At 59.7% G+C, this 13,793-nt stretch carries 14 protein-coding genes; 2 read left to right on the forward strand and 12 right to left on the reverse strand.

Annotated elements, in window-relative coordinates; translation table 11 throughout:
• Positions 1-100 precede the first annotated feature (100 nt).
• Positions 101-1,897, forward strand: coding sequence for an FAD-dependent oxidoreductase (locus tag BPSY_RS03050; protein WP_051921573.1), 1,797 nt, complete (start codon positions 101-103; stop codon positions 1,895-1,897).
• Positions 1,898-2,056: 159 nt separating this feature from the next.
• Here BPSY_RS03050 and BPSY_RS03055 read toward each other — a convergent pair whose 3' ends face one another.
• The 11 genes from BPSY_RS03055 to BPSY_RS03100 all read right to left on the reverse strand — a co-directional run bounded on the left by BPSY_RS03055 (position 2,057) and on the right by BPSY_RS03100 (position 9,747).
• A complete protein-coding gene (locus tag BPSY_RS03055; protein WP_033496840.1) occupies positions 2,057-3,334 on the reverse strand; it encodes an OFA family MFS transporter in 1,278 nt (425 codons plus the stop codon).
• 277 nt (positions 3,335-3,611) lie between these two features.
• Complete coding sequence (locus tag BPSY_RS03060) at positions 3,612-4,016, reverse strand: DUF6198 family protein (protein ID WP_051921575.1); 405 nt, start codon at positions 4,014-4,016, stop codon at positions 3,612-3,614.
• Positions 4,017-4,089: 73 nt separating this feature from the next.
• On the reverse strand, positions 4,090-4,608 hold the full coding sequence (locus tag BPSY_RS03065) for a MerR family transcriptional regulator (RefSeq protein WP_202961769.1): 519 nt from the start codon (positions 4,606-4,608) through the stop codon (positions 4,090-4,092).
• A gap of 115 nt (positions 4,609-4,723) precedes the next feature.
• Positions 4,724-5,773: a S66 family peptidase gene (locus BPSY_RS03070; RefSeq protein WP_033496839.1), complete on the reverse strand. Its 1,050-nt coding sequence runs from the start codon at positions 5,771-5,773 to the stop codon at positions 4,724-4,726.
• 88 nt (positions 5,774-5,861) lie between these two features.
• Positions 5,862-6,620, reverse strand: a complete 759-nt coding sequence (locus tag BPSY_RS03075) for a MerR family transcriptional regulator (protein WP_033496837.1) — start codon at positions 6,618-6,620, stop codon at positions 5,862-5,864.
• A gap of 3 nt (positions 6,621-6,623) precedes the next feature.
• Positions 6,624-7,136 (reverse strand): VOC family protein, encoded by a 513-nt coding sequence (locus BPSY_RS03080; protein WP_033496836.1) that lies wholly within the window; start codon positions 7,134-7,136, stop codon positions 6,624-6,626.
• A 122-nt stretch (positions 7,137-7,258) separates the two neighbouring features.
• Positions 7,259-7,399 (reverse strand): hypothetical protein, encoded by a 141-nt coding sequence (locus tag BPSY_RS11585; protein ID WP_156099239.1) that lies wholly within the window; start codon positions 7,397-7,399, stop codon positions 7,259-7,261.
• A gap of 228 nt (positions 7,400-7,627) precedes the next feature.
• The gene (locus BPSY_RS03085) at positions 7,628-8,218 is read right to left on the reverse strand and encodes an NAD(P)H-dependent oxidoreductase (RefSeq protein WP_033496834.1); all 591 of its coding nucleotides are present in this window, start codon (positions 8,216-8,218) and stop codon (positions 7,628-7,630) included.
• A complete protein-coding gene (locus BPSY_RS03090; RefSeq protein WP_081884178.1) occupies positions 8,218-8,790 on the reverse strand; it encodes a TetR/AcrR family transcriptional regulator in 573 nt (190 codons plus the stop codon). The genes BPSY_RS03085 and BPSY_RS03090 overlap by 1 nt, the downstream gene beginning before the upstream one ends.
• Positions 8,791-8,859: 69 nt before the next feature.
• Complete coding sequence (locus BPSY_RS03095) at positions 8,860-9,051, reverse strand: hypothetical protein (RefSeq protein ID WP_051921578.1); 192 nt, start codon at positions 9,049-9,051, stop codon at positions 8,860-8,862.
• A 273-nt stretch (positions 9,052-9,324) separates the two neighbouring features.
• The gene (locus tag BPSY_RS03100; protein WP_051921580.1) at positions 9,325-9,747 is read right to left on the reverse strand and encodes a MarR family winged helix-turn-helix transcriptional regulator; all 423 of its coding nucleotides are present in this window, start codon (positions 9,745-9,747) and stop codon (positions 9,325-9,327) included.
• A gap of 127 nt (positions 9,748-9,874) precedes the next feature.
• Here BPSY_RS03100 and BPSY_RS10955 point away from each other — a divergent pair, with 127 nt between their 5' ends.
• Entirely contained in the window at positions 9,875-10,792 is a 918-nt protein-coding gene (locus tag BPSY_RS10955; protein WP_051921581.1) for an MDR/zinc-dependent alcohol dehydrogenase-like family protein, read from the forward strand.
• A 127-nt stretch (positions 10,793-10,919) separates the two neighbouring features.
• On the opposite strand, the gene BPSY_RS03110 is transcribed toward BPSY_RS10955, so the two are convergent.
• The gene (locus BPSY_RS03110) at positions 10,920-13,676 is read right to left on the reverse strand and encodes a phosphoenolpyruvate carboxylase (RefSeq protein ID WP_033496831.1); all 2,757 of its coding nucleotides are present in this window, start codon (positions 13,674-13,676) and stop codon (positions 10,920-10,922) included.
• Positions 13,677-13,793: the final 117 nt, after the last annotated feature.

The following is a 13,793-nucleotide window of genomic DNA, read 5'->3' on the forward strand; positions in this document are numbered from 1 at the left end:
GCGGCCAATGCATATGCAAGGCGCAGGTCGGTCCCGCCTCGGCTCGGACGAGAGTTCCAGGGTCGTCGCAAGATGATTTCGAAGCGTTGAAGGAGCGTTGATGACACAAGGAAGTGCTGCGACTACAGCGGCGAAGACAACAGATCCTGATCTCTACGATGTGGTGGTGATCGGTGGAGGGCCCGCAGGTTTGACGGCTGGGCTGTACCTTGCACGTGCGCGATACCGCACCCTGATTCTGGAAAAAGAGGATTTCGGCGGGCAGATCACCATCACCGCCGAAGTGGTGAATTATCCCGGTATCGCCAAAACGACAGGTAAGGCGCTTACCGATACGATGCACGCCCAGGCGAAGGATTTCGGCGCCGAGTTCAAGAGTGCGGAAGCCACCGGCATCGACGCCGAGGGCGACATCAAGGTCGTGCACACCAATCGTGGGGATATACGGACCTTCGGTGTGCTGATCGCCAGCGGGGCCAGCCCGCGCAAGCTTGGCTTCCAGGGGGAGAACGAGTACGCGGGCCGGGGTGTGGCCTATTGCGCGACCTGCGACGGTGAGTTCTTCACAGGCAAAGAGGTCCTCGTTGTGGGTGGCGGTTTCGCCGCGGCCGAGGAATCGGTGTTCCTGACCAAATACGCCAGCAAGGTGACGCTGCTCGTGCGTGAGGAGGACTTCACCTGTGATGCCGGTGTGGCTCAGGAGGCGAAGGACGATCCCAATATCGAAATCCACTACCACACGGAGCTCGATGAGGTTTCGGCCGGTCAGGGCGGGTTGAGCGAGGCGACGATCCACGATGTGCATACCGGCGAATCCAAGCTCTGGAAGCCCACCACCAGCGACACATTCGGTGTGTTCGTCTTCGCGGGCTATGTGCCCCAGACCGCTGTGGTCAAAGGGCTCGTCGATCTTGATGATTACGGCTACGTGATCACGGACTCTCACCTGCAAACCTCCGTCGAAGGCATTTACGCGGCGGGTGACCTATGCCAGAAGCATCTGCGTCAGGTGGTCACGGCCACGGCTGACGGTGCATCCGCCGCAGTGGAGTTGGAACGCTACGCTTCGCAGCTTTCGGATAAGACCGGCCTGCTGCCGGTGAGACCAACAGGCTCCACCAGCAACAAGGAGACCACCACCACACCCGCGGGCACTTCGCCCGCCCCGGCGCCAACACCGCAATCCGCCGACTCCGCGAAGGCTTCGCAGAGCGCGTCGGCCCTGTTCTCGGCCGATGTGAAGGCCCAGTTGAGCATGGTGTTCTCACGCTTGGTTAAACCCGCCGTTTTGCGGCTTGAACTCGATGGCACGCCATTGTCCAAGGAGCTGCGTGGCTTCGTCGGCGAGGTTGTGGCCTTGAGTGGAGGCAAGCTCAGCAGTGTGGTCAGTGACGATACCGCCGAAGTCGATGACGAAGGCAAGGCACGCTTTGATCCCGCCGGGGTATTGCCTGTCGCCCGTCCTTGTGTGCGCATCTGCACGGCGAATGAACAAGGTGATTTGGTCCCGACCGGTCTGGCCTTCCACGGTGTCCCGAGCGGGCACGAGTTCAATTCCTTCGTGCTCGGCATCTACAACGCCGCAGGCCCGGGTCAGGCGCTTGAGGACGACGTCAAGGAACGGATCGACGGGCTGTCGAAGCCGGTCGATGTGATGCTGCTGGTGTCGCTGACCTGCACGATGTGCCCGGAGACGGTGCTTTCGTCGCAACGCATCGCCGCCGCCAATCCGAAGGTCCGCGCGGAAGCCTACGATGTCTCGCACTTCCCCGAACTCAAGGAGCAGTACGGTGTGATGAGCGTCCCCTGCATCGTCATCAATCACGACGATGGACAGCAGACCGTGGAGTTCGGTAAGAAGAGCGTTCCCCAGATGCTCGACCTGATCGGAGCCTAGCCCCGGGCGGCATTGGCTGAGTCCAGAAGCGGCGAAGCTCGCATCTGCTTCCGCAAGTGCCCCGTGGCCCCCTGTTGAACTGTTGCAGGGGGTCACGGGGCACTGTTGCATTACTCGTTGCTTTACATGCGGCTTGCGGCTCGTCGCTCCGGGCGCACGCTACTGTTTCGCGACCGCCGTCTGGGGGAGTTTGACCCGGGAAACCAGCCATATGGAGAGCAGCGCAATCGCATACAGCACGGTGATCACCGGAATCACCGCCGCGTACCTATGCGCCTGGTCTGAGGCGTGCGACACCACGAAGGAGGCGAGCTGATTGCCGGAAAGCCCGGCGATGGCCCAGGCGCTCAGCGTCAGCCCGTGGGTTGTCGAAACCGCTTTGATGCCAAAATGCTGATCCAGCAGCACGGGCAGTGTGGAGAATCCGCCGCCATACCCCGCATTGATGAGGAAAAGCATGGCGAGCACGGCCCAGAGCAGCGCATTGCCGATGCTGTTGGTCAGGAGCTGCAACACACACACCGCGATGGACATGACGAAGATGATCTTGTAGCTGCTTTCGCGTCGTTTCAAATGATCGGAGAGCGTGGCGAAACCAACGCGCCCGAGGGCGTTGAAGAGGGCGTCCACGGCGAGAATCGTGCCGATGATGCCCGCGATGGCAATCGAGAACTCCGAGGAGGACATGCTGGCATACCGTGGAATCTGATGCAGCAGATCCTTGAGGATGTCTTTCTCCTGGGAGATCAGTGCCAGACCGCAGGTGATATTGAGGTAGAAGGCGATCCAGATTCCCCAGAAAAGGGGCTTCTTGAGCAGCGCGCCGCGTCGGTATTCGGCTGAGGGCTTCTCGTACACATACCCCGAAGGCCTTTTGATGAGCAGGAACCCACCCAGCATCATCACGGTGTAGACGGCGGCCAGCACGTAGAACATATTGACCAGTCCGACGCCTTCGATGAGGAATTCCATCACGGGACTCGCGATCGCCTTGGCCAGTCCGAAGCCCGCGACGGCGATCCCGGTTGCCATGCCCTTGTTATCCGAGAACCAGAGCATCAGATTCTTCACAGGGGTGAGATATCCGATACCGAGGCCTATCCCCATGATGACGCCGTAGAAGATGAATACGCCCGGTGTGAAGTGCAATGCGATGCTCGCTCCGGTTCCGGCGAACCCCACCACGAAGCAGACCGTGGCGATAAGCGCGGATTTCTTGATGTCCTTCTCGACCATCGGCCCAAGGAATGCCGCAGACATGCCGAGGAAGAAGATGGCGAGCGAAAATCCCCACTCGATGGTTCCCGATGAAACGTGCAGCTCATCTGCGATGAGCTGCTTGAACACGCTCCAGCAGTACACGGTTCCTATGGAAATATGAAGTAACAAAGCGGGTGCAACAGCACGTGTCCAGCGGTTGTCTGGCAACAATGTCATTCTGGTTTTCCCTCTCCGCAGAGGGGCGTGCACATGGGAATCACGGCGACTGTGGTCCTCTGCTTGTTCAAACTAACATCTTTTTTTACTGGCGTCCCTTGCGAATCCAAGGATGATTATGAGATAGATAACATTATTGATGTGTGCTTGGGCGTGTTCATGCAGGTGGATCCTCACGTGTGCTGGTCGAATCGTCGGAGCCTGCCACATCGCAGGCGTGGGAGGCTCCGCCTCCTGAATATTTATACACCATGCCTAATATATTCCGCCAGTTCGGTTAGGACGCTTCCGAAGCCGGGCGGCGTGGCCCGAACAGCTTCTCCCATACGCTAATAAGCTCCCCCACCAGCAGTACCGCCAGGGCGGTTCCCAAACCGATGGTCAGGCCATAGAAATCGACAATCCAACCGAATACCAGGGCCACTCCCATCTGGGCGATCACACGCCAGCGAAAAGAGCGCAGCAGGCACAGTTCGATGATGACCAGAATGATGAAGAAGACCGTAGTCATCTGCCCCAAGGTGACGGGTAGTAATAGCGAGAGCACTTCAGGTACGGCCACGAGTGCGCTGACGCCCAGACCGCAACAGGCGAACAGCGCCGTCCCTATGGCCAGCACATTGATACCGGCGGCGAACAACACCGAACGACGGCCCCAGTGCGATGCATGTCCTGTGTTCAACTGCTGTGATCCTTCGTGTGTCGTTGGCGTGGTAGGGAAGGGGGGGAGCGACTGATGCGGACCAGGGCGATGACTAGGCATGCCGTTCTTCGCGAGGCCCGGCGGTCGTTGGGTGCGCTGCGGGATCGTTCGCTTGTTTCGACTCGGTGATCCCTTGGTAGTATGCGATTTTGCTGTCCAGCAATGCGAGGCTGTCGGCAAGCTCCTGCTGTTGGCGCAGTAATTCCCTGCGGTGTGTCAGCAGCAATTCAAGCCTTCTGCCGGCGGTCTCCAGCCCTTCGGAACGTAGATGCACATAATGGGCGATGGTCTCCACCGGCATTCCCGTTGCCCGGAGGCGACGGACGAATCTGATTCGCTCTATGTCCAGATCGCTATATATGCGGCGGCCGCTCATGTCACGGGCGATCTGGTCGATCAGACCCAGCTTTTCGTAATACCGGAGCGTATCGATGCTCAGACCGGTACGCATGGATACCTCGCCGACGGAATACTCCGGAATGACCTGAGAGGCGGGCACATTCAGCAGCTCCGCCATCGCCGCCAGTTCGGCTCTGCTCGGAATGCCCTTGTCTGTTGCCAAATGTTGCATATGAAGAAGGTACGACCTGGAGTGAGCTCTAGGTCAAACGGTCAGCGTGTCTATTCGATACTGCACCCAGAAGCCACGTGGGCGTGGGCGCACGACATGATGCCGGATCGCTCGGCTACCCCGCGTAGTCGGCGATGACGGTCCGGCTTGTGCCGTCGAGTGTGATGCTTCCGCCATGCGGGATGATCCACTGCGGTCGGGTGTGCCCGAATGGCACGCCGACGCACACCACGGCCTGAGGATTGTATAAGGCCATTTGCCCGAGAATCGCATCGCGTTGCTCATGACGCAGGGCCGCGCGTTCCCCGGCCGAGGGTACGGGCGCGGATAGCTCGCTGACTGGCGGCCGGGCGACAAGCACACCGGCGGCGGCTTGCAGCAGGCCGCGTTCCCCCAGGGAACGAAGCCAGCGCTTCACCGCAAGGGCGGAGGGGAGTTCCTCGCTGCTCTCCAGCAGGAGGATCACCCCCTCAAGGTCGGCGAGCGGAGGCATCCGTCCGGCCATCGCTATCTCGTCTATCACTTCGATGCAGCCGCCCCACGTACGAGCTGTGACGGCCTTCCGCGGGCCGGCCCACTCCCACGCTTCGGTGGCCTCACGGTTGCCGAATGAGGTCAGTGCCCGGGGATCCTCCCATGGGATCCCGAAATCCTCGGATTCACTCGTTTGGGTGAGTTCGATGCTGCCGCCCTCAAGGAGCGCGGCCCGCAGGGAACGCAGATGGATGTCGTCCACTCCCGGTCCCGCGCCAAGATGGATCTGCGTTGAACCGCCATAGAAACTCGGGACCCCTAAATTCCACAGCAGATTATGGAGATTGGTGTTGTCGCTGTAGCCGAGGAAGGGCTTTGGATTGGCGGCGATGATGGAGGGGTCGATGTGCGGAATGACCGTGACCTGATCATCACCGCCGATTGTGGCCATCACCGCACGAATACCGGGATCCGCGAATGCCGCCTCGATATCGGCGGCGCGTGCTTCGGCACTGGCACCAAGTTGTCGCGTGGTGGGGTATTCCACCGGGATGAGACCGGTCGACTCGGATAGTCTGCGCAGGGCCTGTTCGTGTATGGCGGGTGAAATGGCCGGAGCCGCGAAAGCCGGCGATATCACCGCAACGCGATCTCCCCGTCTGGCTTTGGGTACGGATTTGAATGGGCGCACGACCGTCCTCCTCTGTTCGGATATCCCCCCAATCCTACGCAGCCTCAGGGCTGGGTGCGTCATACCCTCGGATGCCCTGTCGTGTTGTTCAGGTGAGATGGGTCCGGGTCCATAAGCTTATCGCGGTGCGTATGGTGTTCGCGTTCGCCTGACCGCCGTAGACGTCGGAGAATCGCGCATCCGCGACGTAGAGTTCCGCAAGGCCGCGATACTGATCGGATGTGGGCGCCCGACCTCCCCAATAAGCCTTCACCCAGAGGTAATGCTCCCCGATGAGTTCCTGGAACGCTGCTGCATCAGCCGGAATCCCGGATTCGGCCGCATCGCGCAGCGCCTGGTTGATGCGTACGTCCCGTTGTCGCATGGCTGTTCTTTCGCTTTCGTTGAGGGCCGCGTCGTGTGCGATGCTGCGCTCCCACGCCGCATCCCCCCAGCGCCGCCTGACTTCCTGCTCATGGCTGTCACGATCGAATCCTGCGAATAGTTCCTCCACGCTCATCGTCTCCCCTTCCCTGATTGCGGCCAGTGTGCGCTTCGCCGCGTCTATCCGTTGTGTGGTGAGCCGCCGATCCTCCTCAAGCTGTGCCACATGCGCCCGAATCGCATCCTCAAGTGTCAGCCCGTCATCAAGGGTTGTTTTGATGGCGTTCAAGGACAGGCCGAGTTCACGGAGCGACAGGATTCTGTGCAGGCGGGCCAGTTCGGCCATGCCGTAGAAGCGGAGCCCATTCGCCCCGACACGACTGGGTTTCAGCAGAGCGATGCTTTCGTAGTAGCGCAGTGTTCTGCTCGTCACGCCCGCCGATCTGGATACTTCGGCGATGGTCCACTGCCTTGTCTCCTCCATGGCTCAGTGATCCTTTCCGTCCACAGCGCTTTTCGAAGCATTATCGAGACCTTCTGCTGTTTCGTAGTCCCCGGAGATGTGTTCGCTCGCCCAGGCCGCGGCCGTCTGGTATTCGGATGCGCGCGGTGCCGTCAACGTCACCGTATTGCCATCCGGATCGGTGAAGGACAGATCGGTGGTGAACCACGGGGTATCTCTCGGGCCGGCGACCTCCACATCGAGATCCTCCATCGCGCTCGCAATGTCACTGAGATCGATGCCATCCGCCGCAATCGAGACCTGATGCCGTGGCGCATCCCCTGCGCGTCCGGGGACCAACAGGATATCCTGATACCGTTCTCGGCGCAGATGAAGCAGTGACGGGGCGCCGCCCGGTCCTGGAATGGTGGCGAGCGTCACGAAACCCGCGGCACCGTAAATCTCCTGGGCCAGGGCGAAATCACTGGTCGGGAAGGTGACGAACATCGGCATCGCATATATTGACCGGTCAATTTCCGGCTTCTTTGGTGCTTTCATGCTTCCAAGCTACAAGTTGACGCAAGGTCAATGTCAATATGGGAGCAAAGGGGTGTCGGTGTCATCGCCGGAGCATCCCGTACCCGCCGCTGGAATCGGGCCCTGGGAAGACGGAAGAGGCTTCACTTCCTGAAGGGTGTATCGGCCGCCTCTTCCCGCCCTTTGCGGTGCTTGAGGTATCTGACGAGAAAGTAGACACCGGTTCCGATTGCTGCGGCGACGATGAGGAGGAATACGACTCCTATAATTGCTGATGCTATCATCCGTATCCTTCGTTGAAGATCTCCGTTACGGCCTGCCTGGTCACGAGAATAATCGGGCGGCAGGGCGAAAACGCGCAAGAGGATGGATCTCAGCCGAAGAGGGTACACAACGATGTCCGATATGGCCGAAACCTTGTTTTCTGGGACAAGGGTTGCCTGCCGGGTGAATCGCCGCAACGAGGATATGGGGAATTGCCCGGGGATGTTGGCTGGAACGTTGGATGCGGTCTAGAACTTGAATCGCATCGTTCGAATGCGTTCGAGATGACGAAGGCGTTTCTGTGTGGACGAGCTGCTGATGCCTCCGAGATTGATCCACGTGCCGCGCCTGACGCCGATTTGCTTCAGTGTCTTATTGATGAAGATGCGACGTATGCCGTTGCCGAGCAAGAATCGGTAGTACGCGGTCGGCGAGGTGGATGTGGTCAGTACATAGGCGTGCTTCAGATTGGTCAGGCAGCCGTGGATGCCCGTCTTGGTCACCGTATGGCTCAGCCCTTCACCCTCTTTCATCACTTTGTCGATGAAGCCTTTGAGCATACCGGGGATGCCGTTCCACCAGATCGGGGTGATGATGATCAACCCGTCGGAGTGCTGCAATGCGGCGAGGTATCGGCGTACCAGTGGGTCGTGGGTTTCCCCGGTGTGGAAGAGTCGCAGTTCCTCCGCGTCGTAATACGGTTGGAACTGGTCCGCGTGCAGATCCAGCAGCTCGAATGTCGTCGAGCTGCCGTTCATGTTGGCGATTACCGATTCAAGAACCGCATGGTTGAAACTTTTCGTGTACGGATGGCAATAGATGATGGTTACTCTGCTCATCAGACTCTCTTTTCCTGTGATGCGATGAGTGCGGTGAGGGTGCGTTGCATCAGGTCGTCACCCTCGGTGATGACGCCTTGCCGAAGCAACTGAACGAAACCTTGCAGGAATGCCCACACTTGCAGGAACAGTATCTGCGGAGGAACATCCAGATCACGGTCCTTCACGATGCTTCCGATCACGGTTTTCGTGAGTTCAAGCAGGGGGAACACGTGGGTGCCGTCTTCCAGGGCGCTTCTGGTCCACGGGCTGAAAAACAGGAATTCAATCCGTTTTGGATCGTGCAGTGAGTGTTCCGACAGTGCCTTGCCTATGGCGAGCAGTGCCTGTTCTGCCTGGTCCGGTATCAGGCCTTGTACGGCGGGGGATATCTCTTCGTACAGATCGCGGGACATCTCTTTCGCCACCGCGGCGAAAAGCGATTCCTTGCTGCTGAAATGCTTGTAAAAGGATCCTGTCGTCAATCCGAGCCCCTGCATCAGATTGCGTATGGAGACCTGTTCCCAGCCCTGCAGGCCGATTGTTTCGGCTGCATACTCCACAAGCCTTCGTTTGGTGTCGTTTCGATTCATGGTTATCCCCCCAAACAAAAGGATAACACTGTTATCTTATGATCGCTGCACGATGGCCGCAACCCGCCATCAGCGGTAGAGGTATTTGCCCTGATCCATCTTTGATGAGATGTCACGAAGTGCCTTGGCGGTTTCGCGGTCGATCTCATCACCGTGTTGGAGCTTCTCGGCTTGGCTGCTCAAGTGGTTCTGCACGCCGAAAAAGGAGGCTATGGCTATCAGCGCAACCACGGTGATCCCCAGGATAATCATCAACCACATCTTCTGTGTCCTTCCCGTGCGGCATCCATACGAGCCCCGGCCGTCAGCTCACGGCATGCGCGGCCTATGTGGTGCGGTACCCCTCCTGCGGAGCGCGTCGTGTCTGCGTGCCTCAAGGCATTGCGTCTTTGCCGAGTCCCTTCAACGTCAGCTTAGGCCTTTTGGCGGTATTCTGCCGCGGCCCGGCGCAATATCAGCCGAATAGGGTACGGCGGCTCGGGGATGCCCGGTGGTGCTTGGCGGCGTGCCGCCATTGGGTGAGGGACATGGGCTTCAGGATGCCAGCTGCTTTCTGATGGAGATCAGGAAGTCGGTCGCCTCCGAAAGCTCATCGCTTTCGAGATGGAGACCCCGCATGATTCCCTCCCTGATCCGGAAGGATTCCTTGGCCAGCATGGTGCCTTCGGGCGTGAGACTGATGAGCATTGCCCTGCGGTCCTCGTCCGAGGCCTTTACGTCCACGAGCCCGCGTTCTTTCATTCGTGAGATGAGCCTGCTCGGGTGCCCCGATTCGGCGATCAGATGTTCGGAAAGCGTCTTGAGACTGCACGGTTGCAGGTCGCTCAATGCCATCAGGGCATCCGCCTGCACGCAGGAGAGGCCGATGGGGCGCAGCCCCGACATCAGTTGCTCGTCGAGCTCGTGATTGAGGGATCGGAGCTGCCTGATGAAGCCGAGATATTGCGGTTGTCCCATATATGTTCCCTTCCTTGGCCCGTACCAATATACATGATATGTCATCTATGTGCTACTCTTTTACATGACATGTCACCTAATAGGATGCGTGTGAAGGCTGTGCATCACGGAGAAGAGGAAATCACTCATGCTTGCAGCAGTGCAGAGGAATGGGTCGGGAATCGCTGCCATCGCGGTCGAGGAGCTTGATGAAGTCGCCGCGGGAATGGGAGGAACGCTTATCGAAGGTGCCTACGCCCCGGTCATGCCGTGGGACATCAAGGCGGGGGAGGGAACCATCGGCGGGAGGCGTCTGCCCTCGGTCATCGGATATGCGCTCAGTGGAACCGTCATCGGCGCCGGACCCCTTGGACTGCGCAACGCCGTAGGAAGACGCGTCATATCGCTTGTTCCCGAGGGGTCGAATGCGCAACGCGGTGTGGCGCCTCTGGCCCCCTTCGTCTTTACGGTTCCCGACAACGTGGGTATGGCTCAGGCGGCAAGCGTTATCGGTGGTGGCGATGCGGCCCTGATGCTGTCGAAGGTCCCGGAGTTGAATCCGGGTGATCGGGTTGTGGTCTCCGGCGCGAACGGGGGTGTGGGGACATGGCTGGTGCAGATACTCGATCTGATGGGTGTCAGGACGGATATCCTCAGTTCTTCACGAAGTCTCGGGGGCAATGCGGAGCTCTTCCCCGGCAAGCACGTCACTGACGATCCGGCGCAGCTGGCCTCCCACGCCTATGCCGCGGGTTTTGACCTGACAGGCGAAGGGAGTGTGCTGCGGATCCTGGAGAGCCAGCTGAAGAGCGGGGGCACCCTGGTGATGGCGGCGACGCCTGATCACCGGGCCTCAAGAAACGACATCAAGGCCGTCTTCCGCAACAGGCCGATCGGTCCGAAAGGATACAACTGGCTGCTGGCGCGACTCGCCGATGCTTCGATTACGGCGGTGATCGACTCCATCTACCCCTTGCGGGAGGTGCGTGAGGCCCAATGGCATGTGAAGCGGGATCCGCATAAAGGTCGTACCTTGCTCAGGCTCAATGACAATGCGGAGCCATGACTGCACCGGATGGTGATGCGGTCGCGACGATGCGGGCGGATCGTCGCGGCATCTGGTTGTGCATACGAAAATCCCGCACACGACAGCTCGGGTGTGCGGGATTCTCGTTGAAGGAGCGGGACTCAGATCATCCGGTGTTCTGCAGGCCGGCGGCTACTCCGGACACGGTGCAGAGAATCAGATAGATGAAGTCGGCCTGTTGGCTGGTGCTGAGTTCTTCCTTGTCGTTGCGACGACGCAGTGAGCGCAGCGCGCGGACCTGGGTGACCGAAAGTGCGTCAACATAGGGCGAACGGATGCGGATGGCCTGGCCAAGCACGTGCCTGTGCTGCAGCGGCCACTTGTCGCCAACGATCTTGAGCACCCACTTGCGTGTGAGCTCCATCTCGTCAAGGACCTTCTTCGCCAGATCGTCACGGTCGCCGAGCGCGAGGTACATCTTGGCGATGCGCTCGTCCGTCTTGGCGATCGACATCTCGATGTTGTCGATGAAAGTGCTGAACAGCGGCCACTCTTCGTATGCCAAACGCATGGTTTCCAGATCGTTGAACTGTTCGCAGGCGGTCCCCAGGCCGTACCAGGCGGCCAGATTGATGCGGGCCTGCGCCCAGGAGAACACCCAGGGGATCGTTCGCAGATCATCCAGTGATTTCGCGCCGATGCCGCGCTTCGCCGGACGTGATCCGATGGGGAGCAGACCGACTTCGGTCAGTGGCGTCACAATGGAGAACCACGGGGCGAAATCGGGTGTTCCCAGCAGATCCAGGAAGCGGTTATGCGATGCCTCGTTCAGAGCCGTGGCCATCTGCGAGTACTTCTGGGTCATCTCGGTGTTGCGCTTCTCCACGCTCGGAGCCGACTGCAGCAAGGTCGCCGCCGCAACGGACTCGATGTGGCGAATGGCCAGGATCGGATTGCCGTAACGGGCGAAGATGACCTCGCCCTGCTCGGTGAGCTTGAAGCGGCAGTTCACGGAGCCGACCGGCTGTGCAAGCACGGCGCGGTTCGCGGGACCGCCGCCGCGACCGACGGCACCGCCGCGACCGTGGAAGAGGGTCAGGTCGATATCGTGGCTCAGCGCCCACTTGGCGATGCGCTCCTGTGCGGAGTGCAAGGCCAGCGTTGCCGAAGTCGGGCCGGCATCCTTCGAGGAATCCGAGTATCCCAGCATGACTTCCATCTTGTTGCCGGTCGCCTTCAGACGTGCCTGCACCTCAGGAATCTTGATGATCTCTTCGAGGGTGTCGACCGAGTTCTCCAGATCCTCAAGCTGCTCGAAGAGGGGGATGACGTCGATCGTCGGCACATCCTTGGGATGCGCGAAGGCCAAACGGTTCAGTTCGAAGACGTCCTTGACGTGCTGCGCCGACTTGGTGAAGGAGATGATGTAGCGTCTGGCGGCTTTGATGCCGTTGCGGCGCTGGATCGAACCCAGCGCACGGAAGGTGTCGAGCACCTCGTGCGTCATCGGCTGAAGCGCTCCGCGCTCACCGTGCAGACCGTGTTCGCGGATGTCCTCAAGCGCTCGGGCATGCACCACGGAATGCTGACGGAACTCCATCTCGACCAGATGGAATCCGAAGGTCTGCGCCTGCCAGATCAGATCCTGCAGAGGACCATACGCGTGGCGTGGAGCATTGGCGGCGGCCAGTGAACGCTGCACGACCTTGAGGTCCTCGATGAATTCATCGCAGCTCTTGTACATCAGATCCGCATCGCGCAGAATCGAAGCGTGCAGACGGTCGGCGATGACGAGCACCACCGAACGATGCGGCTCCTGGCTCGAGATGAAGGAGGCCTTGTCGGTAAGGCGCTCGCTCATTTCCTTCTGATGGCTCCAAAGGCTCAGCAGCTCCGAGCTCGGGGGGGTCGTCTCGCTTTCCACCGTCAGGTTCTTGCCAACCGTGCGGGTCGACTGCTCAAGTTTGAAGATCACATGATCGGTGAACTTGCGAGCGACCATGCGGCTGACCTTGGCGGTGACGTTCGGGTTGCCGTCACGGTCGGAACCGATCCAGCTGCCGGGGTGGAAGAAGGCGGGGCACACGGGTTCGACTCTTCCGGCCTTCTTGCCGAGGATCCAATCGTCGAAGCGCCTGTAGACCTTGGGAATGGTGTCGAAGAGCGTGTTGTCGAAGATGTCGATAATCGTGTCGGACTCTTCAACAGGGGTCGGCTTTTTCAGGCCGATTGGCGAAGTACGGAAGAGCGCATCGATCTCATTGTAGAGACGGCGCTCATTCTCTTCCAGATCGGATCCACCGAGCTTGGGGCGTTCCTCAAGCAGTTCAGCCACGCGACGGATCTTGCCCTCGACCGCCTTGCGGCGGGCCTCCGTGGGATGGGCGGTGAACACCGGGTGGAATTCAAGCTTCTCGAGCAGTTCCTGCGCCTTGGCCGGACCCATCTCATCGATCAGCTGATGGTAGGCCCCGGTCATCTCGTTCACGGGATCCGTTGCGGCGTTGAGATCCACTTCGGACTCACGCTTATGCAGAGCGGCGACGCGGTAATTCTCCTCGCACAGATTCGCGAGGTGGAAGTATGTGGTGAATGCGCGTGCCAGCAACTGCGAGTCGTGCATCGAGGTCCCGTCGATGAGGGCCACGGCTTTCGCGAGCCCATCCTCATCGGGATGCGGATCGGTGAGTATGTCGCTGAAATGCTCGGCGCTCGCCTCGACCGCATTCTGACGGAGTGCATCGAATGATTCGAGTAATTGCGGGTTGAATTCTCCCAGGACATCGCGAAGAATGCGCAGACACAAATCCATGTCATACTTCAACGATTCGGGAAGATCACGCTCCTCGGGACCTTTGGTCCCCGTGCCGGAACTTACGATTCCGGCATCAGCAGCTTTGATCTGGTCATTATTATCTGCCATGTGGCCTCCTTGTGCCAAACGTCCGGTTGCTCGATCTACCAGCTTTCCACGGCTCCTCCGTGGTTGTGATAGCTGATCGTTCCAAGCCCACAGCCTTCAGTTCAGCTCTTGCGTGCA

This window comes from Bifidobacterium psychraerophilum (assembly GCF_000741705.1).
GTDB lineage: Bacteria > Actinomycetota > Actinomycetes > Actinomycetales > Bifidobacteriaceae > Bombiscardovia > Bombiscardovia psychraerophila.